We start from the raw sequence: 21,314 nt of genomic DNA on the forward strand, positions 1-21,314 counted from the left end.
GTCATGGAATAAAGTTCTTCGTTTGCCAGCCAGTCGCACTGTTAAAAGAATGCCCTGCTCAATGGGTGAGCAGGTTATTGGCGTCGCGCCGTCGTGCGCGAGCTATCAGTTCAGGGAAGATCAATGAGAATGGCGAAGACCACTCCCACTGCACCGCTATTGAAGGCGCTGGGCGATTACAAAGGCATCCTGATCAGCGTCGGCTGTTTCACCGCGTTGATTAACGTATTGATGCTCGTGCCCTCGATTTACATGCTCCAGGTTTATGACCGGGTGCTCTCTTCGCAGAACGAAACCACCCTGGCAATGCTGTCACTGATGGTGGTCGGGTTCTTCGCGTTCATCGGCCTGTTGGAAATCGTGCGCAGCTTCATCGTGATCCGCATCGGCAGCCAGTTGGAGCGCCGCTTCAACCTGCGGGTCTATCAGGCCGCGTTCGAACGCAACCTGTTCAAGGGCGAGGGCAACGCCGGGCAGTCACTGGGGGACTTGACGCACATCCGTCAGTTCGTCACCGGGCCTGCACTGTTCGCGTTCTTCGATGCGCCGTGGTTTCCGGTCTACCTGTTCGTGATCTACCTGTTCAACGTCTGGTTGGGGGTGTTCGCCACCGTCGGCGCGGTGATGTTGATCGGCCTGGCGTTCCTCAATGAAGCCATGACCAAAAAGCCGCTGGGTGAAGCCGGCGGCTACTCGCAAAAGTCCACCCAATTGGCCACCAGCCACCTGCACAACGCCGAAACCATTCAGGCGATGGGCATGCTCGGTGCGTTGCGCAAACGCTGGTTCCAGGTGCATTCGCGTTTTCTCGGGTTGCAGAACCAGGCCAGCGACACGGGTGCGGTTATCAGTTCCCTCAGTAAAACCCTGCGTCTGTGCCTGCAATCGCTGGTGCTGGGCCTCGGTGCGTTGCTGGTGATCAAGGGTGACATGACCGCCGGGATGATGATCGCCGGGTCGATTCTGATGGGCCGGGTCCTGAGCCCGATCGATCAGTTGATCGCGGTGTGGAAACAGTGGAGCGGCGCAAAACTGGCCTATCGGCGCCTGGACGCGTTGCTGCAAGAATTTCCGCCGAGCGACACGGCCATGGCGCTGCCCGCGCCCAAGGGCCAGGTCAGTTTCGAACAGGTCAGCGCCGGCCCGCCGGGGCAACGCAGTGCAACCCTGCACATGGTCAGTTTCAACCTTGGGGCCGGCGAAGTGCTGGGCGTACTCGGTGCCTCAGGTTCCGGCAAGTCGACATTGGCGCGGGTGCTGGTAGGCGTCTGGCCGACCCTGGCCGGTACGGTGCGGCTCGACGGTGCGGACATCCATCGCTGGAACCGCGATGACCTCGGTCCTTATATCGGCTACCTGCCACAGGACATCGAACTGTTCAGCGGCACCGTGGCGGAAAACATCGCGCGGTTCCGCGATGCCGATCCGCAGAAAGTCGTCGAAGCCGCTCAACAGGCCGGCGTCCACGACATGATTCTGCGTTTACCCCACGGCTACGACACCTTGCTCGGCGAGGACGGCGGCGGGTTGTCCGGTGGTCAGAAGCAGCGCGTGGCATTGGCCCGTGCATTGTATGGCGGCCCGAGCCTGGTGGTGCTCGATGAACCGAACTCGAACCTGGACACCGTCGGTGAGGCCGCGCTGGCCAGCGCCATTGTGCAAATGAAGGCCCAGGGCACCAGTGTGGTTCTGGTGACTCACCGTTCTTCGGCACTCGCCCAGGCCGATAAGTTGCTGGTGCTCAACGAAGGGCGCCTGCAAGCCTTCGGCCCAAGCCAGGAAGTGCTCAAGGCGCTGTCTGGCGCCCAGGAACAGCAACGCGAAAAAGCCACCGCACAGGCACCGGCCGGGCTCAGCATGAGCCGTCAGTATCAGGCCCCGACAAGGAATTCTGGTGTATGAGCAACAACAGCGAGACAACCCTCGACGGCTACGCGCCGGAGCGCTCCGAGCGCGATCCAAGGTTTTTCACCCGCCTGGGCTGGATTCTGACCATTGTCGGCGCCGGCAGCTTCTTCTTGTGGGCGAGCCTCGCGCCCCTCGATCAGGGCATCCCGGTGCAAGGCACCGTGGTGGTTTCAGGCAAGCGCAAAGCGGTGCAATCGATGAGCGGCGGCGTGGTCAGCCGGATTCTGGTTCGTGAAGGACAAGCGGTGGTGCAGGGCCAGCCCCTGTTCCGTCTCGACCAGACCCAGGTCTCGGCCGACGTGCAATCGCTGCAAGCCCAGTACCGCATGGCCTGGGCCAGCCTGGCACGCTGGCAGAGCGAGCGCGATAACCTCAAACAAGTGAGTTTTCCGGCTGAACTGAGCAGCGACCCGGACCCGCGCCTGGCGTTGGTACTTGAAGGTCAGCGGCAATTGTTCAGCAGCCGGCGTGAAGCGTTCTCCCGCGAGCAGGCCGGTTTGCGCGCCAACATCGAAGGCTCCAGCGCCCAACTGGCCGGGATGCGCCGCGCGCGCACCGACCTGACCGCCCAGGGCGAATCCCTGCGCCAGCAACTGACCAACCTGCAACCGTTGGCCGACAACGGCTACATCCCGCGCAACCGGTTGATGGACTACCAGCGTCAACTGTCGCAGGTGCAACAACAACTGGCGCAGAACACCGGAGAAAGCGGCCGGGTGGAGCAGGGCATCCTGGAGTCGAAACTCAAGCTGCAACAGCACAGCGAGGAATACCAGAAGGAAGTCCGCAGCCAATTGGCGGATGCCCAACTGAAAAGCCTGACCCTGGAGCAGCAATTGACCTCGGCCGGTTTCGACCTGCAACACAGCGAGATCGTTGCCCCGGCCGACGGCATCGCCGTCAATCTTGGCGTACACACCGAAGGCGCGGTGGTCCGTGCGGGCGAAACCCTGCTGGAAATTGTCCCGCAGGGCACGCGCCTGGAAGTCGAAGGGCACCTGCCGGTGAACCTGGTCGACAAGGTTGGCAGCCATTTGCCGGTGGACATCCTCTTCACCGCGTTCAACCAGAGCAAGACGCCAAGGGTACCGGGCGAGGTCAGCCTGATTTCCGCCGACCAAATGATCGACGAAAAAACCGGTGCGCCTTACTACGTCCTGCGCAGCAGCGTCAGCGACGTGGCCATGGAAAAACTCAACGGGCTGGTGATCAAGCCGGGCATGCCGGCGGAAATGTTCGTGCGTACCGGTGAGCGTTCGCTCCTCAACTATCTGTTCAAACCTCTGCTCGACCGGGCAGGCTCCGCATTGACCGAGGAATAGGGATGTCCCGTCGTATGAGCAAGCTTTCCATTCTCGGGGCCGCTGTTGCACTACTGGCCTGTTCCACCGTTCACGCCATGGGTCCGTTTCAAGTCTACGAACAAGCACTGCGCAATGACCCGGTGTTTTTGGGGGCCATCAAGGAGCGCGATGCGGGGCTTGAAAACCGCGCCATCGGCCGCGCCGGGCTGTTGCCACGGCTCGGTTACAACTACAACAAGGGCCACAACAACTCCAAGGTCACGAACCTGGACGAGAAGCGCCGCAGACGCCATGAGGACCGTAACTACGACAGCTACGGTTCGACGTTCACCCTGCAACAACCCTTGTTCGACTACGAAGCCTACGCCTCGTACCGCAAGGGCGTGGCGCAGGCGTTGTTCGCCGATGAGAACTTTCGCGGCAAAAGCCAGGAGTTGTTGGTCCGGGTGCTGACCTATTACACCCAGGCGTTGTTCGCCCAGGATCAGATCGACATTGCCCAGGCCAAGAAAAAAGCCTTCGAGCAGCAGTTCCAGCAAAACGAACACATGTTCCGCCAGGGCGAGGGTACCCGTACCGACATTCTGGAAGCCGAATCGCGCTACGAACTGGCGACTGCCGAGGAGATCGAGGCGCGCGACGAACAGGATGCGTCCTTGCGTGAACTCGGTGCGCTGATTGGCGTGCCGACGATCGACATTGCCGACCTCGACCCGCTGGGCGATTCCTTCCAGTCGTTCACCTTGCAACCGGCCAACTTCGATACCTGGCATGAACTGGCGCTCACCAACAACCCGAACCTGGCGTCGCAGCGCCAGGCGCTGGAAGTGGCGCGCTACGAAGTCGAGCGCAACCGTTCCGGGCACCTGCCCAAGGTCAATGCCTATGCCACGTTGCGGCAGAACGAATCGGAAAGCGGCAACACCTACAACCAGCGGTATGACACCAACACCATCGGCATCGAAGTCAGTGTGCCGTTGTATGCCGGTGGCGGGGTGTCGGCGTCGACGCGTCAGGCCGCCCGTTCGATGGAGCAGGCCGAGTACGAACTGGACTCCAAGACCCGTGAAACCCTGATCGAGCTGCGCCGCCAGTTCAGTGCCTGCCTGTCGGGGGTCAGCAAGTTGCGGGCTTACCAGAAAGCACTGACCTCGGCCGAGGCGCTGGTGGTGTCGACCAAGCAAAGCATTCTCGGTGGCGAGCGGGTCAACCTCGATGCGCTCAACGCCGAGCAACAGCTGTACACCACGCGCCGCGACCTGGCCCAGGCCCGCTACGACTATTTGATGGCCTGGACCAAGTTGCATTACTACGCAGGGACCCTGCGCGAAGACGACCTGGCCAAGGTCGATGAAGCCTTCGGCCCGCGTAGCGTGAATCGATAACCGCGTCACCCGCTGCACCGCCCCCATACGGGGGACTACAAATCTAATAACGCCAGAAAAGCGAGAAGTCATGAACACGGATGTCAGTTGTAACTTGTTCAAACCCATGACCGGTGGTTCGTTGTTACTGGTGCTGGCCGCACTGCCAGCCGCCGTCCATGCGGCTTACCTTGAGCCCGGAACAGTGGGCGACCCGGCCAGTTGGCGCACTGCCGAATACCAGAAGGACTGGGGCCTGGACCGCATGCAGGCGAACCAGGCCTACGCGGCCGGTATCACCGGTAAAGGGGTGAAGATCGGCGCCGTGGATTCGGGGTTTGATCCCAGTCACCCCGAAGCCTCCAAAGACCGTTATCACGCCGCCACGGCCAGCGGTCGCTACGTGGATGGCACACCGTTCAGCGTCAGCGGCAACCTGAATGCCAGGAATGACAACCACGGCACCCACGTCACCGGCACCATGGGCGCGGCCCGTGACGGCAACGGCATGCATGGCGTGGCGTACAACGCGCAGGTCTACGTGGGCAACACCAACCAGAACGATGGTTTCCTGTTTGGCCCCGGCCCCGATCCGCGTTACTTCAAAGCGGTGTATGACGCCCTGGCCGATGCGGGCGTGCGGGCGATCAACAACAGTTGGGGCAGCCAGCCCAAGGATGTCAGTTACCAGACCCTCGACGGACTGCATGCCGCCTATGCCCAGCACTGGAACCAGGGCACCTGGATTGATGCGGCGGCCGATGTTTCACGCAAGGGCGTGATCAACGTGTTCAGCGCCGGCAACAGCGGTTATGCCAACGCCAGCGTGCGCTCGGCCCTGCCGTACTTCCAGCCGGACCTGGAAGGGCATTGGCTGGCCGTGTCCGGGCTGGATAAAAACAACCAGCAAAAATACAACCAGTGCGGGATCGCCAAGTACTGGTGCATCAGCACGCCTGGCGCACAGATCACCAGCACCATCGCGGGCGGTGGCTACGCAACCTACAACGGCACATCGATGGCCGCTCCCCATGCAACCGGCGCGCTGGCGCTGGTGATGGAACGTTACCCGTACATGAACAATCAGCAGGCCTTGCAAGTACTGCTGACCACCGCCACCCAGCTCGACGGTTCGATCACCGACTCACCGACCAGCCGGGTCGGCTGGGGTGTTCCGGACCTCAATCGTGCGATGAAAGGGCCGGGGCAATTGATCGGCTCATTTGATGCCAACCTGGCAGCGGGGCAGCGTGATGTGTGGAGCAACGGGATTTCGGACAAGGCACTGATGCAACGCCGGACCGAAGACACCGCCGAACGCGCCGCCTGGCAACAAACCCTCAAGGACAAGGGCTGGGAGCAGGGCGTTGCCGCCGGTGCCAGCCAACAGGACAAGACGGATTACGCCGTGGGCATGGCCCGCGATGCGGCTGCTGCGAGCCGGGTGTATGAAGGCAGCCTGATCAAGTCCGGTGCCGGGCATCTGGTACTGGCGGGCGACAACACCTATCGCGGTGCAACCACGGTCAACAGCGGCTTGCTGACGGTCAATGGCACTGTGGCGTCGACGGTCACGGTCAATGCCAGTGGCACCCTCGGGGGTTCCGGGCGGGTAGGGGCGTTGACCGCCAACAGCGGCGGCACCGTGGCGCCGGGTAATTCCATCGGCACGTTGCAGGTCAACGGCGATGTGAATCTGGGGGCGGGTTCGACTTACGCCGTGGAACTCTCCGACACCAGCAGCGACCGCATCGTCGCCACTGGCAAGGCGATCCTCGGCGGCGGCACCGTCAGCCTCGCGCTGGAAAACAGCCCGACGCTGCTGAGCCCCGGCCAGGTCCAAAGCCTGCTCGGTCATCAGTACAACATCCTGCAAGCGGCGGGTGGCATTCAGGGCCAGTTCGGCGAAGTCTTGCCCAACTACCTGTTTATCGGCGGCGCACTCGATTACTCCGCGACCGGCGTGCAACTGGCGGTGGAGCGCAACGGCAATTCCTTCGCCAGAGTCGGGCAAACCCCGAACCAGCGCTCCGTCGCGACGGCAGCCGAGCAATTGGGCGCGGGCAATGCCGTCTACGAAAGTCTCTTGCTGTCGCCAACGGCCGCGTCGGCTCAGCAAGCCTTCCAGCAACTGTCCGGGGAAATCTACCCGGCGCTGGCGACCGCGTTGATCAACGACAGTCGTTACCTGCGCGATGCCGTGGGCGAGCGCCTTGGGCATGACGCGTTCACGGGGTCAGAGTCCCGCGGCAACGGTTGGGTCAAGGCGCTCGGGGCCTGGGGCAAGACCGATGAAACGCACGACACGGCAGGCTACACCACGTCGATCGGCGGCTTGCTGGCCGGGGTCGATGGCAGTGTCGACGAAGACACCCGTCTGGGACTGGTCGCGGGCTACAGCGACACCTCGCTGAACATGGGCAGCGACACCCATTCACGCGCCGAAATCGACAGCTACCACCTGGGCGCCTATGCCGGCCGCGAACTCGGCGCGCTGCGTTTGAGCCTTGGCGGCGCCTACAGCTGGCACCGCGCTGATGTTAAACGCGACCTGCATTACGGCGCTGTCAGTGCCAAGCAGAAAGCCAAAATCGACGCCCAGAGCGCGCAACTGTTCACCGAAGCCGCGTGGCGCATGGACCTGCCAGCCGTTGCGCTGGAGCCGTTCGCCAACCTGGCCTATGTGCACCTGAACACTGACGGGTTTACCGAGAAGGGCGATGCCGCTGCCCTGAAAAATGGCAGCGACAACCGCGATGCGGTGCTCAGTACCTTGGGCTTGCGGGCGATGAAAACCGTCAACCTGTCCGCCGCGCAGCAACTGGACCTGTCCGGGACGCTGGGCTGGCAACACAACTGGAGCGCTACCCAGTCGGAGGATCGTCTGGCCTTCGCAACGGGCGGCCCGGGCTTTGCGGTTGAAAGTGCGCCGTTGGTGCGCAATGCCGCGCTGGTCGGCGTTCGGGCGGGGGTGGCGCTGGCCAAGGATGTGCGCTTGAACCTCGACTACAACGGCCAACTGGCCAGTCGGGAAAAAAGCCACGGTGTGGGGTTGAGCCTGAACTGGCAGTTCTAAAACACCAAGGACCACTGCGCAGTGGCTGACACGGGAAACCGTTGTCGGGAGGGCCCCTGCGCAGGCGCAAGAATCGCAACACAACAACAAAACGCGTGCACGTAAGCACGCGGTGATTCAAGCACGTCAACTAAGGAAGGTAGCTGGATGGAAGGCAAGTCTCGCAACAACAATAATACGCCTGCACACATTGGAATCAGCCGTAAGGCCATGGCCCTGAATGGGGCCTTTATCGCGTACCTGGCGACCATTGGTGTCGCTCAGGCCGCGCCTTACGTGGAAAACGGCACGCTCGGTAATCCCGACAGCTGGCGCAGCACCGAATTCAAGGCCGACTGGGGCCTGGGCGCGATCAACTCGCAGGACGCGTATGCCGCCGGGTACTCGGGCAAGGGCATCAAACTGGGGATCTTCGACCAACCGGTCTACGCCAAGCACCCGGAGTTCAGCGGCAAGGACAAAGTGGTCACCCTGGTCACCAGCGGCATTCGTGAATACACCGACGGGTACATTCACGTCAAAGCCGGGGACCCCTTCCGGTATGACGGCACGCCCACGTTAGGCTACAACGGCAGGTTGGGTTACCACGGCACCCACGTTGGCGGGATCGCGGCCGGTAGCCGCGACGGCCACGAGATGCATGGCGTGGCCTATGCCTCGCAGATCATCAGCGCCGACAACGGCGACCCGGGCCCTGAAGACGGGATTGTTCTGGGCAACGACGGCGCGGTCTACCGGGCGGGTTGGGACTCGCTGGTCAAGAGCGGCGCACGGATCATCAACAACAGCTGGGGCATCGGTATCACCGACCGCTTCAACAAGGGCGGCAAGGACCCGGCGTTCCCGCACTTCACCGTCAACGACGCCCAATTGCAGTTCAACCAGATCCAGCCCCTGCTCAACTCCAAACAGGGTGGCGCCTACAGCGGTGCCATTGACGCGGCACGCGGTGGCGTCGTGACCATCTTCGCCGCAGGCAACGACTACAACCTCAACAACCCGGATGCGATTGCCGGCCTCGGTTACTTCGTACCGGACATCGCGGGGAACTGGCTGACCGTCGCGGCCCTGCAACAGAACCCGGATACCAACAGTGCTGAGCGCTACATCGCCAGTACCTTCTCGTCACGGTGTGGCTACACCGCGGGGTCCTGTGTCTCAGCCCCCGGCACGCGTATTTACAGCGCCGTGCTCGACGGCACCACCCTCGAAAACATGACGCTCGGCTACGCCAACAAAAACGGCACCTCGATGGCGGCACCCCATGTGGCGGGCGCCACGGCCGTGCTGATGGAGCGCTTCCCGTACATGACTGGCGCCCAGGTCGCCAGCGTGCTGAAAACCACCTCCACCGACATCGGCGCGGCGGGCATCGACTCGATGTATGGCTGGGGCATGATCAACCTGCGCAAAGGCATCGACGGCCCGGCGATGTTTGTGGCCGATGCCGATATCCCGCAAGAATTCCGGGTCAACGGCGCGTACGGTTCGGGGCAGTTCGTCGCGGACTTGCCGGGCATCGGCGCGATCATTGATGCCGGCAAACCGACGCAGCGGGTGTGCAATGACCAGGGCTGTGGCCTCGACGTCTGGCGTAACGACATTGCCGGTCATGGTGGCTTGACCAAAAAAGGGATTGGTACCCTGGTGATGACCGGCGCCAACACCTATGCAGGTCCGACCCTGGTCAATCAGGGCCGCCTGGCGATCAATGGTTCGCTGACATCGGCGGTGACGGTCAATGATTCCGGGATTCTCGGTGGTTCCGGTCGTATCGCGGGGCTGACCGCGAAAAGTGGCGGTACTGTCGCGCCGGGTAACTCCATCGGCACCCTGAACGTGGCCGGTGACGTGACCTTCGAGCCGGGCTCCACCTACGCCGTCGAACTGTCGCCCACCAGCAGCGACAGCATCGTTGCCAGCGGCAAAGCCGTCATCCAGGGCGCGACCGTGTCGCTGTCGCTGGAAAACAGCCCGACACTGTTGACCACCAGCCAGGTCCAGAGCCTGCTCGGTCATCAGTTCAACATCCTGCAAGCAGCGGGCGGCATCCAGGGCCAGTTTGGCGCGGTGTTGCCAAGCTATGCGTTCATCGGCGGCAACCTGGACTACACGGCGACCGGCGTGCAACTGGCGGTCGAGCGCAACGGCAACTCGTTTGCCAGCGTCGGGCAAACCCCGAATCAGCGCTCCGTGGCCGCTGCCACCGAGCGTTTGGGCGCCGGGAATGCGCTGTATGAAACGGTCCTGCTGTCGCCAACAGCGGCCTCGGCTCAGCAAGCGTTCCAGCAACTGAGCGGGGAAATCCACCCGGCCATCGGCACGTTGCTGATCAACGATTCGCGTTACCTGCGCGATGCCGTCGGTGATCGCCTGCGCGATAGCAACCTCTACAACGCCGCAACGCCCGACAGCCAGCAAAACAACGTCTGGGTCAAGGCACTGGGCGCATGGGGCAAGGCTGACGGCGGTCACGACAACGCCGATTACACCAGCTCCATCGGCGGCTTGTTGGCCGGGGTGGACGGTCTGATAGCGGAAAATACCCGTTTGGGCTTCGTCACCGGCTACAGCGACAGTTCGTTGAGCATGGGCAGCGGCACTCACTCTTCGGCCTCGGTCGACAGCTACCACCTGGGCGTGTACGCCGGGCATGAAATCGACGCATTGCGCCTGAGCGTCGGTGGCTCCCACAGCTGGCACCGCATCGATACGAAACGTGATCTGCAGTTCGGCGATGTGAGTGCCAAGCAGAAATCCAAGCGTGATGCGCAAACCACTCAGGTCTTCACCGAGGCGGCCTATCGCCTGGACCTGCAACCGTTGGCACTGGAACCGTTCGCCAACCTGGCCTACGTGCACCTGGACAGCGACGGCTTCACCGAGAAGGGCGGCGCGGCGGCACTCAAGGGTGGCGACGACAACCGCGATGCGGTGCTTTCAACCCTGGGCCTGCGCGCAAGCAAACGCCTGGCGCTCAACAGCCAACAGCAACTGGACCTGTCCGGGACCCTGGGCTGGCAGCACAACCTGAGCAACACCCGATCCGAGGAAAACCTGGCCTTTGCGTCCGGCGGTTCGCCGTTCAGCGTGCAAAGCGTTTCCATGGACCGCAACGCGGCCGTCGTTGGCGTTCGCGCAGGCCTGGCACTGGGACGCGATACCACGCTGAACCTGGACTACAACGGCCTGCTGGGCTCCAAAGACAAGACCCACGGCGTCGGGTTAACCCTCGACTGGCAGTTCTGATGGCTGGCCAGTCAGCACGACCGCAACACGCAGCAGCACTAACCAAGAGGCAAGATTATGGGTGTTTTTGATTACAAGACGTTCGGCAGCGAGGCCGGCAAGGCGTTGTACAGCGATGCGATTGCATTGACGCTGTACGCGTACACGCCGACCGGCAAGCCAATGGCAACCGGCTGGACGCCGGTCACGGCCGGGCAATTGGGCTATCAAGGCAAGGTTGGTGCCCAGGGCACGTTCTTTGGCGAGAAAGAGGGGTTCACCAGTGCCGAAGCCGAGGTCATGGCCAAGTACGACGCAGGCGGCAAGCTGATCTCCCTCGGCATTGCCTTTCGTGGTACCGGGGGCCTGGATTACAGCGACACGTATGGCGACATGAAGAACAACCTGCTGGCCGCCATCGGTCCGAAGGACTACGCGAAGAACTACGCGAAAAATGCGTTCGACACTTTGCTCAAGGACGTCGCCGCGTTCGCCAGTGCCAAAGGCCTGAACGCCAAGGACGTGCTGATCAGCGGCCACAGCCTCGGCGGTCTGGGGGTCAACAGCGTGGCTGAGTTGAGCGTCGACAACTGGGGCGGTTACTACAAAAACGCCAACTACGTGTCCTTCGCATCGCCGACCCAAAGCTCGGCGAGTACGCACGTGCTGAACATCGGCTATGAAAACGATCCGGTGTTTCGTGTGCTCGACGGCACCACGTTCAACAGTTCGTCGCTGTACAAACACGACAAGCCGCAGGCGTCGACCACCGACAACATCGTCAACTTCAACGACCATTACGCGTCCACGCAGATGACACCGTTCAGCATTGCCAACCCGCAACACTGGGCGGCCCATGGCTCCCTGGGCTATGCCGACGGCTTGAACCGGGTGATCGACTCGCGTTTCTACGACCTGACCGAGCGGGACTCGAACATCATCGTTTCGACGCTGGTGGAGTCGTCTCGGGCCGGCACGTGGATCGAAGACCTGGGCCGCAGCGGTGAAACGCATGTCGGCAGCACCTTCATCATCGGCACCGACAGCAACGACCTGTTGCGGGGTGGCAAAGGCAATGACTTCCTTGAAGGCCGCGACGGCAACGACACCTTCCGGGACGCGGGCGGCTACAACATCCTGCTGGGCGGCAAAGGGCAGAACGTTTTCGACCTGCAACAACCGCTGAAAAGCTTCACCTTTGCCAATGACGGCGCCGGCACGTTGTATGTGCGCGACAGCTACGGCGGCATCAGCCTGACGCGTGACATCGGCGCCCTGGTGAGCAAGGAGTCCGGGGCAGCCTGGGGCTTGTTCAGCAAGGACGTCAGCCACACCGTCAGCGCCAAGGGCCTGCTCAACGGCACCGAATTGACGCCGTACGCTCACTCCCTCAACGGCGACACCCAGGGCAACACGCTGGTGGCCAGCGCTCAGGGTGACTGGTTGTTCGGGCAGGGCGGCAACGACGTACTGCGCAGTGACAAGGCCCAGGTCACGTTTGTCGGTGGCGAAGGCAACGACGCCATGTTCGCCACCGGTGGGGGCAACACGTTCCTGTTCAGCGGCGCGTTCGGTTTCGACTCGATCAAGGGCTACCAGGGCAGCGACAAACTGGTGTTCCTCGGCGTCGAAGGCGCACGGCAGGGCTATGACTACAACCAACATGTTTCGCAGTCCGGCAACGACACACTGCTCAAGGTCGGCGACCACTCGGTGACGCTGGTGGGTGTGGGCCTGGCCAGCCTGTCCGGCGCGGAGATCGTATTTGCATAAACCGTAATAGATAAAGGCATTCCACTAAACCGCCGGAACGTCCCGTCACGGGGCGTTCTGGCGGCGTGAGCTTTCTCTGACAAGTTCAACAAAAAGAGAGGCAATACCATGGGTGTTTATGACTACAAAAACCTCAACTCAGCCGAGTCCAAAGCACTGTTTTACGATGCAATGGCAATCACGCTGTATTCCTACCACAACCTCGATAACGGCTTCGCGGTCGGCTATCAGCAAAACGGCTTCGGCCTCGGTCTGCCGGCCACACTGGTCAAGGCACTGATCGGCGGCACCGACGCACAAGGGGTCATCCCCGGCATTCCCTGGAACCCCAATTCTGAAAAAGAGGCACTGGCCGCCGTGCAGAAGGCCGGATGGACACCGATCAGCGCCAGCCAGTTGGGCTATGGCGGCAAGGTCGATGCCCGGGGCACGTTCTTCGGTGAAAAAGCCGGCTATACCACCGCCCAGGTGGAAATCCTCGGCAAGTACGACGCGCAGGGTCACCTCAAGGAAATCGGCGTGGCGTTTCGCGGTACCAGCGGTCCTCGGGAGTCGATGGTTTCCGACACCATTGGCGATGCCATCAACGACCTGATGGCGGCGTTGGGCCCCAAGGATTATGCAAAGAACTATGCCGGTGAAGCCTACGGCAACCTGTTCAAGGACCTCGCGACCTTCGCGGCCAAAAACGGCCTGAGCGGCAAGGATGTGCTGGTCAGCGGTCACAGCCTCGGCGGTCTGGGGGTCAACAGCCTGGCGGACCTCAGCGGCGACCACTGGAACGGTTTCTACAAGGACTCCAAGTACATTGCCTACGCGTCACCCACCCAAAGCAGCACCGATAAAGTGCTGAACCTGGGTTACGAAAACGATCCGGTGTTCCGCGCCCTCAACGGTTCGACGTTCAACGGTTCGACCCTGGGGGTCCACGACGCCCATCAGGATTCGGCGAGCAACAATATCGTCAATTTCAACGACTACTACGCGTCGAACGCCTGGAACCTGCTGCCGTATTCCATCGCCAATGTCGCGACCTGGATTTCTCATTTGCCTACCGCTTACGGTGACGGCATGACTCGGGTGCTGGAGTCGAAGTTCTACGACCTCACCAGCAAGGATTCGACCATCGTCGTGTCCAACCTGTCAGACCCGGCGCGTGCCAACACCTGGGTCCAGGACCTCAACCGCAACGCCGAAACCCACAAGGGCAGTACCTTCATCATCGGTAGCGACGGCAACGACCTGATCCAGGGCGGTTCGGGCAACGATTACCTGGAGGGCCGCGCGGGCAACGACACCTTCAGGGACAGCGGCGGCTACAACATTCTGTTGGGCGGCTCGGGCAGCAACACCCTGGACTTGCAGCAATCGGTGAAGAACTTTGTCTTTGCCAACGACGGCGCGGGCACGCTGTACCTGCGCGACGCCAACGGCGGAATCAGCATGACCCGTGACATTGGCACCCTGGTCAGTAAGGAGCCCGGATTCCTCTGGGGTCTGTTCAAGGACGAAGTGACCCATCGTGTGACCAATACCGGCCTGCAGGTCGGCAACAACCAGACTGACTATGCATCGTCAGTGAAGGGTGATGCCAGCAACAACACCCTCAAGGCGCACGTCGGTGGTGACTGGTTGTTCGGCCTGGACGGCAACGACCACCTGATCGGCGGCAAGGGTAACGATGTGTTTGTCGGTGGCAGCGGTAATGACCTGATGACGTCGGGCGGTGGCATCGACACCTTCCTGTTCACCGGTCACTTCGGGCAGGACCGGGTGGAGGGCTTCCAGGCGAACCACAAACTGGTGTTCATGGGCGTAGAGGGCGTGGGTCAGAGTTATGACGTGCGTGATCACGCCAAGGCCGTCGGCAATGATACGGTACTGACCTTTGGCAGCGATTCGGTGACGTTGGTGGGTGTTGGGCTGGACCATGTGTCCGGCAGCAACGTCGTCATCGCCTGACCCTGCGACAGCGCGAAGCCGAACCCGGTTTCGCGCTGTCCTGTCGACCCCGTTGTCCTTATTGATAGTGAATGACGATGCCTTTGAGCTTGCGTCCTTCAACGGTTTGAATGTCCCGATCCCACAGCGGACCACTGACATACGCCGACACCGGCAGGATCTTGTCGTAGACCACGACCACGGCGTCGCCGCCGATCCTGGCGGCTTCCTCTCGCAGTTTCTGCTCGATTTCACTGACTGGTGGCGGCGGCTCGACACTTGCGTCCAGCAGCACCTCACCCAGGCGCGTATGCGGCCGGGTCGGCTCGGTGCGCAGTACCTCCACCGACGCGGGTGACGTCGGTGCGGCATGCACGGCGCCGACGTATTCGGTGGTGCGTGCACTCACATTGGCGCAGGCGCTGAGCGCCCACACGGCGGTGGCGAGGGCCACGAGTTTGAGGCCGCGCAGGGCAGTCGCACACGTCTGGTCATTCGGCGCAAAAGTATAAGGCTGCAAAGTCATGACTCCTTGTGATGGATCAAAATCGCCGGCATTGGGTGACCCGCCAGCATCCGGGGGCCTCCAATACCTGCGCCATGATCACTCGCAAGGCTCTGGAACAAGCTTTTGCAGGTGATCACCCGTGCAGCAAAGCATAGACACAACGGTGCGTAGAGCCAGGTGCAACGGTTGTTTTTTATCAGCCGTGTGACTAAAACAACGAGCGCACCACCCGTTACAAGGACAACGTCAGCGCAAACCGAAAGGCTGATGTGATCCGCAGAATCCAAGGAGAAAGAACACAGTGAGTAACAGCAAGAGGAACGCAATGATGGTGGCTTTGGCCCTGATGTCCGGGACCGTTGCAGCCCATGAGCTCCCTCAAAGCTCGATTTTGACGCGCTACGGCGTGACCCCGGACCAACTGCAACTGCCTGCGGTGGCCATGGCCAAGCCCAAGGAAGAACCTCCCAAGGAGAGTCTGTTCAAGCTTCAACCGGAACAGCCCTGGGCCAATGTGCACATCGGGGACAACAAGGCACCCGAAATGACCGGCAACATCAGTATCGATAACTCCTTTGCCAAAGATTACGAACGCTGCCTGAAATTCAAGCAACAACTGACACAGCGCGGCTCCAGGGACAGCATCTCCTGCGATAACACCTTCCCCTGGCAGGGCGATGGTTCCAGGTTGCGTTGACGCTACAGGCTTATTTTTCCTTGCGGACGGTGGCCACATCGTCCGCTTTGACCCGCACTTTTTTCCCTGAGATGTCTTCGAATTCGTAGAAGCCGTCTTTGGTCTTGGTGTTCGGAATGTCTTTGGTCAGGTACTGCGTACCGTTTTGCAGGGTCACCACCGTTCGGGTGGAGCAACCGCCCACGGCCAGCAACGCCATGACGGCCAGTGATACGCCCAGAATCCTGATGTTCATGCACAACCCTCATTTGGAAAACACCGTCGCTTCAACCGAAGCAAACGTTTTACTCTAGCGCTAACCGCCGTTTGTGTAGCTCGATGGCAGAAAGTTCTGTGAAGCCTTTAAAAAAACGATCAAGCGTCCACTTATCTTTTTCTGGTTCCCTGCGGCAGGGTGCATCTGATGCCTGTGTGCATAACCCGTATTCGATCGTTAGGCGCTATGACCTGTGACAGCCAATCCATTCGACGACCCGTTCTATTACCTGAACAACTTCCACACCGTGCTGGCCTGGCTTGAGCAGCGCTACGGCGGTGGTCGGTCAGCTCATCACCGGTTACTGGCGCAAGGCTGTTTCAGTAACTCAACCCATTGCGCGGCAAACCGGTGGCAGTCACCCGGCCAGCGAGCCGTCAGCAGGTTGCCATCGCGCACGACAAAGCCGTGTTGCGGGTTTTCAGGCGTGTCACGCACGGGGAACAAGGGACCGGGCAAAAAATCGGTCGGCCGGGCAAGGGCTGCGGTCACTTCGGCTTGCACTGTTTGCGGGTACGTTCGGTAGTAACGCCCCAACCAGGGCGCGGTCACAAGCCAGGCTGGCAGCTCCATGGTATTGGCCACCAATGCGGTGACCTTGCGCCCGTGCAGCACCGAAACACCACTGCCGGGTTGCCGCGTCCGTGCCAGTAGCAACACGCCATGACACACCGCCGCGACCGGTTTGTCGGCGTCGAAGAAGTGCAGGGCGATCCGCTGCGCCAGCCCGGACTCCAGCAAACTGCGCATGCCCCTGGCGTGGCCACCGGGGATGAGCACGCCGTCGAACTGTTCGGGGTTTACCTCGCAGTAGGCCAGCGGTGCCTGGAACGCAGGGTCGGCCGTCATGGCCGCATAACGCTCAAGATCGGCTTTGCGCGTCATCAGCAGGGGATTCAGGAGACCAAAGCCGATACTCACCAGACGTGAATCGGCATAGGCCGGTAAACCCTCGGGTGTGGCAAAACGCAGGTCGATGCCGGCCTGGCGCAGCGCCTGCCAGGGAACGCTGCTTTCGGTGGGGTCGTAATCGGCGGTGGGCAACAGAATCAGGATCATGCAGGAGCCTCGTTGTGCCAGGAAGACAGCGCTGGGCAGCAGAATAGCCGCTGGCAGTCTCAACAAGACACAGCCATCGCTAAGGCGTCATCAGGCCCGGCACGCGAATCTGCCCGCGCAACCACGCGTACCAGTGCTCCAGCCCTTCACCGCTGGTGGCGCTCAGTTGCATCACTTCAATCTCGGGATTGATGCGACGGGCGAAGGCAATGCAGGCGTTCACGTCGAAGTCCACGTAGGGCAGCAAGTCGATCTTGCTGATGATCATCAGGCCCGACGCCTTGAACATGTGTGGGTACTTCAGCGGTTTGTCGGCGCCTTCGGTGACCGAGAGGATGACCACTTTGGCGCGCTCACCCAGGTCGAACAGGGCAGGGCATACCAGGTTGCCGACGTTCTCCACCATTACCAGCGAGTCGGGCGGTGGCTCGAGTTGTCTGAGTGCGTCGGCCAGCATCCCGGCTTCCAGGTGACAGCCAGTGCCGGTGTTTATCTGTACGGCTTTGCACCCGGTGGCCCGAATGCGCTCGGCGTCGAACAGGGTTTCCTGGTCGCCTTCGACCACGCACACCGGCACGCTGCCCGCCAGGTCACGCAGGGTATGTTCCAGCAGCGTGGTTTTTCCCGCGCCGGGGGAACTCACCAGGTTGAGGGCCAGAATGTTGCGGTCGTTGAGCCATTGGCGGTTCAGTTCGGCCAACTGATTATTCTTGGCCAGCACCGCCTGCTCCAGGTCGACATGCCGGTGGCTGACTGTCGGGGCGGGGGCGTGCGAATGATGGACATCAGGCACTGCCAGGCGGATGTAAGTACCGTGCAGATCGGTCTCGCCAATGCGCTGCATTTTGTGGGTCGACAGGTCAGTGATCCTGGCCTTGGCGCCATTGGAACAACCACAGGTGGCACACATCAGGCCGCCTCCTCGATTTCCATCGATTTGATTCGCAATTGATCGCCGCCGTGGGGGCGCTCCAGGTTGACCGAGCCGCAGGTGCAGGTTGAAAGCATGTCGGCCATTTCCACGGTGGCGCCGCACTCTCGGCAACGGCTGAGGCCGGGAACACGGATGATTTCCAGCACCGAGCCTTGCAGCGGCGTGCCTTCGGTGACCACCTCGTAGCAAAAGCGCAGGGCCTGGGGCATGACACACGACAAATTGCCGACCTCCAGCGTGACGCACAGCACCCGCGCACCGCCCGCGCGTTCACAGCAGGCCTCGACGATGCTTTGGGTGAGGGAGAGTTCGTGCATCAGCAGATCCTCGGCAGTTGCTCGCCGATCAGCATGTCGACGATGCGTTCGCCACCGAACACGGTGTGCATGATCACGCAGCCCTGCGGGCTGTCACCGATTTCGCCAATGATCGCCGCGTCGACGCCCGCCGGGTGCGCACGCATCGCGGCCAGTGCCGCCTCGGCATGTTCGGCCGGTACCACAGCGACCAACTTGCCTTCGTTGGCGAAGTACAGCGGATCGAGCCCGAGAATTTCCGACACGCCCTTGACCGCTTCCCGTACCGGGATGGTCGGCTCATCGAGATTGACGCAGACGTTGGCAGCCTGGGCGAACTCGTTCAGTACCGTGGCGATCCCGCCGCGTGTGGCATCGCGCAGGCAATGCACGTCGGGGCAGGCGTCGAGCAGCGCGGCGATCAACCCGTGCAAGGGCTGGCAATCGCTTTCGATGGGCACCTCCAGCGCCAGGTCGTCGCGCGCGGCCAGAATCGCCACGCCGTGGTCACCGATGTAACCGTTGACCAGCACCTTGTCACCCGGCTGTGCACGGGTGGCAGCAATGTTGACCCCGAGGGGAATCACGCCGATGCCGCAGGTAGTGATGAACAGTTTGTCGACAGCACCGCGCTCCACCACTTTGGTGTCGCCGGTGACAATCTGCACTCCGGCGACCTCGGCCGCACGCTGCATGGACGTGACGATGCGCCGCAAGTCGGCCAGCGCAAAGCCTTCCTCAAGGATCACCGCACAGGACAGGAACAGAGGCCGCGCACCAGAAACCGCGAGGTCGTTGACCGTCCCGTTGACGGCCAGGTCGCCGATGTTGGCCCCGGCAAAAAACAGTGGGTCGACCACATACGAATCGGTGGTGAACGCCAAGCGGTCGCCATGTCGGGCCAGGTCGCTCAAGGCAACACGCGCCTGATCTTCCAGCGGTGCCAGCAGCGGGTTGTTGAACGTGCCGACAAACACGTCGTCCACCAGGTCGCGCATGGCTTTGCCACCGCTGCCGTGGGCCAGGGTGATGGTTTCGCCGCGCACCTTGCCACTGCGCTGGCGGATACGCGGGATCGGTTCATCGACCACGAGGGTCAGAGGGTCGGGCACAGTCATGGGTGCTGCTCCGTGGCGGCGGCTTCGCGTTTTTTCAGGATGTCCACCAGGTCGATGCGCCCATAGTTGTAGACGGCGGCGCAGGCCCCTTCACTGGACACCATCAATGAACCCAAGGGCATTTCCGGGGTGCAGGCTGTGCCAAAGACCTTGCACTGCCAGGGTTTGATCACGCCCTTGAGCACTTCGCCGCACTGGCATGACTTGGGGTCGGCAATCTTCAGGTTCGGCACCGGGTACTTACGTTCGGCGTCGAAGCGCGCATAGGCCTCACGCAACCTGACCCCGGAATGGTCGATCGAACCCAGGCCTCGCCACTCGAAGAACTCGCGTAGCTGAAAGACTTTTTGCACCGCTGCCAACGCCGCCGTGTTGCCGGCCTCGGGCACCACGCGCTGATACTGGTTTTCAACTTCGCACCGGCCCTCGGCCAGTTGCCGGGTGACCATCCACAGCGATTGCAGGATATCCAGCGGCTCGAACCCGGAAATCACCAACGGTTTTTTGTAATGCCGGGCGATGAATTCATAGGGCTCGCTGCCAATCACCATGCTCACATGGCCCGGGCCCAGGAAGCCGTCGAGGGTCAGCTCCGGGGAGTCGAGAATCGCCTTGATCGTGGGGATAATGGTGATGTGGTTACAGAACACCGAGAAGTTTTCGAGGTGCTCGGCGTCGGCGCGCAGGACGGTCAGGGCCGTGGACGGCATGGTGGTTTCAAACCCCAGGGCAAAGAACACCACCTCGCGCGTCGGGTTTTCTCGGGCTATTTTCAGCGCATCCATGGGGGAGTAGACCAGGCGCACATCGGCACCCTCGGCCTTGGCTTGCAGCAGGCTCTTTTTCGAGCCAGGCACGCGCATCGCGTCGCCGAACGTGGCGAAGATGATATTCGGGTGTTGCGCCAGGGCCACGCAGTCATCGACCCGGCCCATCGGCAGCACGCACACCGGGCAGCCCGGCCCGTGCACCAGTTCGATGGCGTCGGGGAGCATTTGCTCGATGCCGTACTTGAAGATCGAATGAGTGTGGCCGCCGCAGACTTCCATCAGTTGGAGCGGGCGTTTGCGACAGATCGGGATGTGCAGCACCAACGCTTCGATCTTTTTCACCAGTACCCGGGCCTTGACCGGGTCGCGGAACTCGTCGACGAATTTCATGGCTGGCGCTCCAGCCCGCCGCGTTCGTCGGCGAGCAAGGTGTGCACCAGGTCCCAGAGGATGTGGTAGGTGGCGACGTGGACTTCCTGAATGCGGTGAATGCTGTCGGTGGGCACGACAAGGCAATGATCGAGGTCGGCCGAGTGGGCCATTGCGCCGCCGTCGCCACCGGCCAGGCCCAGGGTGGTCATGCCCATTTCCTTGGCTTTCGCGTAGGCCTTGAGCAGGTTGGCCGAGTTGCCGCTGGTGGAAAAACCCACCAGGCCATCTTCGGCCCGACCGAGGGCAATCACCTGCCGGACGAAGATATGCTCGAAGCCGACGTCATTGCCCACGGCCGTCATCATTGCCTGATCGGCCGCCAGGTTGGTGGCGGTCAGCGCCGGGCGGCCAGCCGTGATCGGGTGCAGGAATTCCACTGCAAAATGCGCAGCGTCGCAGGACGATCCACCGTTGCCCATCGACAGCATGCGCCCGCCACGTTGATACACCAAGGCGATGGCTCGGGCTGTGGCCACGATGGCCTGGGCGTTCTCGGCGAAGAATCGCTGTTTGACCTCCACGCTGTGGGCCGCTTTTTGCTGCACCGATTCCAGCAGCGCGGCCTCGACGGCGCTGGACGCTTGCTTGTCGCCGTGTAAAAACGGGTACAAGCCACGCAGTGGGTTATCACCTTGGGACATGGCAGTGCC

16 protein-coding genes are annotated in these 21,314 nt (G+C 61.8%); 8 read left to right on the forward strand and 8 right to left on the reverse strand.

Going from position 1 to position 21,314, the window contains the following annotated elements:
* Nucleotides 1-123 precede the first annotated feature (123 nt).
* The 7 genes from AC1Z1G_RS13220 to AC1Z1G_RS13250 all read left to right on the forward strand — a co-directional run bounded on the left by AC1Z1G_RS13220 (nt 124) and on the right by AC1Z1G_RS13250 (nt 14,615).
* On the forward strand, nt 124-1,902 hold the full coding sequence (locus AC1Z1G_RS13220; protein WP_483627578.1) for a type I secretion system permease/ATPase: 1,779 nt from the start codon (nt 124-126) through the stop codon (nt 1,900-1,902).
* Nucleotides 1,899-3,230, forward strand: coding sequence for an HlyD family type I secretion periplasmic adaptor subunit (locus tag AC1Z1G_RS13225; RefSeq protein WP_483627580.1), 1,332 nt, complete (start codon nt 1,899-1,901; stop codon nt 3,228-3,230). The genes AC1Z1G_RS13220 and AC1Z1G_RS13225 overlap by 4 nt, the downstream gene beginning before the upstream one ends.
* 2 nt (nt 3,231-3,232) lie before the next feature.
* The gene (locus AC1Z1G_RS13230; RefSeq protein WP_483627582.1) at nt 3,233-4,597 is read left to right on the forward strand and encodes a TolC family outer membrane protein; all 1,365 of its coding nucleotides are present in this window, start codon (nt 3,233-3,235) and stop codon (nt 4,595-4,597) included.
* Nucleotides 4,598-4,667: 70 nt separating this feature from the next.
* On the forward strand, nt 4,668-7,652 hold the full coding sequence (eprS, locus tag AC1Z1G_RS13235) for an autotransporter serine peptidase EprS (RefSeq protein ID WP_483627584.1): 2,985 nt from the start codon (nt 4,668-4,670) through the stop codon (nt 7,650-7,652).
* Between the two features lie 210 nt (nt 7,653-7,862).
* Nucleotides 7,863-10,901 carry an autotransporter domain-containing protein gene (locus AC1Z1G_RS13240; protein WP_483627839.1) on the forward strand — a complete coding sequence of 1,013 codons (3,039 nt, stop codon included), beginning with the start codon at nt 7,863-7,865 and terminating at the stop codon, nt 10,899-10,901.
* A gap of 57 nt (nt 10,902-10,958) precedes the next feature.
* Nucleotides 10,959-12,653: a polyurethane esterase gene (locus AC1Z1G_RS13245; protein ID WP_483627586.1), complete on the forward strand. Its 1,695-nt coding sequence runs from the start codon at nt 10,959-10,961 to the stop codon at nt 12,651-12,653.
* Nucleotides 12,654-12,761: 108 nt separating this feature from the next.
* A complete protein-coding gene (locus AC1Z1G_RS13250; RefSeq protein WP_483627588.1) occupies nt 12,762-14,615 on the forward strand; it encodes a polyurethane esterase in 1,854 nt (617 codons plus the stop codon).
* Between the two features lie 58 nt (nt 14,616-14,673).
* On the opposite strand, the gene AC1Z1G_RS13255 is transcribed toward AC1Z1G_RS13250, so the two are convergent.
* Nucleotides 14,674-15,048, reverse strand: a complete 375-nt coding sequence (locus AC1Z1G_RS13255) for a hypothetical protein (RefSeq protein WP_483627841.1) — start codon at nt 15,046-15,048, stop codon at nt 14,674-14,676.
* Nucleotides 15,049-15,403: 355 nt separating this feature from the next.
* On the opposite strand from AC1Z1G_RS13255, the gene AC1Z1G_RS13260 reads away from it, so the two are divergent.
* Nucleotides 15,404-15,799 carry a hypothetical protein gene (locus tag AC1Z1G_RS13260; RefSeq protein WP_483627590.1) on the forward strand — a complete coding sequence of 132 codons (396 nt, stop codon included), beginning with the start codon at nt 15,404-15,406 and terminating at the stop codon, nt 15,797-15,799.
* A gap of 10 nt (nt 15,800-15,809) precedes the next feature.
* On the opposite strand, the gene AC1Z1G_RS13265 is transcribed toward AC1Z1G_RS13260, so the two are convergent.
* The 7 genes from AC1Z1G_RS13265 to AC1Z1G_RS13295 all read right to left on the reverse strand — a co-directional run bounded on the left by AC1Z1G_RS13265 (nt 15,810) and on the right by AC1Z1G_RS13295 (nt 21,305).
* Nucleotides 15,810-16,034 carry a YgdI/YgdR family lipoprotein gene (locus AC1Z1G_RS13265; protein ID WP_483627592.1) on the reverse strand — a complete coding sequence of 75 codons (225 nt, stop codon included), beginning with the start codon at nt 16,032-16,034 and terminating at the stop codon, nt 15,810-15,812.
* Between the two features lie 315 nt (nt 16,035-16,349).
* Entirely contained in the window at nt 16,350-17,114 is a 765-nt protein-coding gene (locus AC1Z1G_RS13270) for a DJ-1/PfpI family protein (RefSeq protein ID WP_483627594.1), read from the reverse strand.
* 79 nt (nt 17,115-17,193) lie between these two features.
* Nucleotides 17,194-18,024, reverse strand: a complete 831-nt coding sequence (gene hypB, locus AC1Z1G_RS13275; RefSeq protein WP_483627596.1) for a hydrogenase nickel incorporation protein HypB — start codon at nt 18,022-18,024, stop codon at nt 17,194-17,196.
* Nucleotides 18,024-18,365: a hydrogenase maturation nickel metallochaperone HypA/HybF gene (locus AC1Z1G_RS13280; protein ID WP_483627598.1), complete on the reverse strand. Its 342-nt coding sequence runs from the start codon at nt 18,363-18,365 to the stop codon at nt 18,024-18,026. The genes hypB and AC1Z1G_RS13280 overlap by 1 nt, the downstream gene beginning before the upstream one ends.
* Nucleotides 18,365-19,462: a hydrogenase expression/formation protein HypE gene (gene hypE, locus AC1Z1G_RS13285; protein ID WP_483627600.1), complete on the reverse strand. Its 1,098-nt coding sequence runs from the start codon at nt 19,460-19,462 to the stop codon at nt 18,365-18,367. The genes AC1Z1G_RS13280 and hypE overlap by 1 nt, the downstream gene beginning before the upstream one ends.
* Nucleotides 19,459-20,622 carry a hydrogenase formation protein HypD gene (gene hypD / locus AC1Z1G_RS13290; protein WP_483627602.1) on the reverse strand — a complete coding sequence of 388 codons (1,164 nt, stop codon included), beginning with the start codon at nt 20,620-20,622 and terminating at the stop codon, nt 19,459-19,461. Before hypD ends, hypE begins: the two co-directional genes overlap by 4 nt.
* Nucleotides 20,619-21,305, reverse strand: a complete 687-nt coding sequence (locus AC1Z1G_RS13295; protein WP_483627603.1) for a D-sedoheptulose-7-phosphate isomerase — start codon at nt 21,303-21,305, stop codon at nt 20,619-20,621. Before AC1Z1G_RS13295 ends, hypD begins: the two co-directional genes overlap by 4 nt.
* Between the last annotated feature and the right edge of the window lie 9 nt (nt 21,306-21,314).

The organism is Pseudomonas sp. JL27(2026), from assembly GCF_056933555.1.

What these genes read in the sequence shown, in the direction of transcription:
- AC1Z1G_RS13220 (WP_483627578.1), top strand. Translation starts at nt 124, where the DNA reads ATGAGAATGGCGAAGACCACTCCCACTGCACCGCTATTGAAGGCGCTG.
- AC1Z1G_RS13225 (WP_483627580.1), top strand. Translation starts at nt 1,899, where the DNA reads ATGAGCAACAACAGCGAGACAACCCTCGACGGCTACGCGCCGGAGCGC.
- AC1Z1G_RS13230 (WP_483627582.1), top strand. Translation starts at nt 3,233, where the DNA reads ATGTCCCGTCGTATGAGCAAGCTTTCCATTCTCGGGGCCGCTGTTGCA.
- eprS (WP_483627584.1), top strand. Translation starts at nt 4,668, where the DNA reads ATGAACACGGATGTCAGTTGTAACTTGTTCAAACCCATGACCGGTGGT.
- AC1Z1G_RS13240 (WP_483627839.1), top strand. Translation starts at nt 7,863, where the DNA reads ATGGCCCTGAATGGGGCCTTTATCGCGTACCTGGCGACCATTGGTGTC.
- AC1Z1G_RS13245 (WP_483627586.1), top strand. Translation starts at nt 10,959, where the DNA reads ATGGGTGTTTTTGATTACAAGACGTTCGGCAGCGAGGCCGGCAAGGCG.
- AC1Z1G_RS13250 (WP_483627588.1), top strand. Translation starts at nt 12,762, where the DNA reads ATGGGTGTTTATGACTACAAAAACCTCAACTCAGCCGAGTCCAAAGCA.
- AC1Z1G_RS13265 (WP_483627592.1), bottom strand. Translation starts at nt 16,034, where the DNA reads ATGAACATCAGGATTCTGGGCGTATCACTGGCCGTCATGGCGTTGCTG.
- AC1Z1G_RS13270 (WP_483627594.1), bottom strand. Translation starts at nt 17,114, where the DNA reads ATGATCCTGATTCTGTTGCCCACCGCCGATTACGACCCCACCGAAAGC.
- hypB (WP_483627596.1), bottom strand. Translation starts at nt 18,024, where the DNA reads ATGTGTGCCACCTGTGGTTGTTCCAATGGCGCCAAGGCCAGGATCACT.
- AC1Z1G_RS13280 (WP_483627598.1), bottom strand. Translation starts at nt 18,365, where the DNA reads ATGCACGAACTCTCCCTCACCCAAAGCATCGTCGAGGCCTGCTGTGAA.
- hypE (WP_483627600.1), bottom strand. Translation starts at nt 19,462, where the DNA reads ATGACTGTGCCCGACCCTCTGACCCTCGTGGTCGATGAACCGATCCCG.
- hypD (WP_483627602.1), bottom strand. Translation starts at nt 20,622, where the DNA reads ATGAAATTCGTCGACGAGTTCCGCGACCCGGTCAAGGCCCGGGTACTG.
- AC1Z1G_RS13295 (WP_483627603.1), bottom strand. Translation starts at nt 21,305, where the DNA reads ATGTCCCAAGGTGATAACCCACTGCGTGGCTTGTACCCGTTTTTACAC.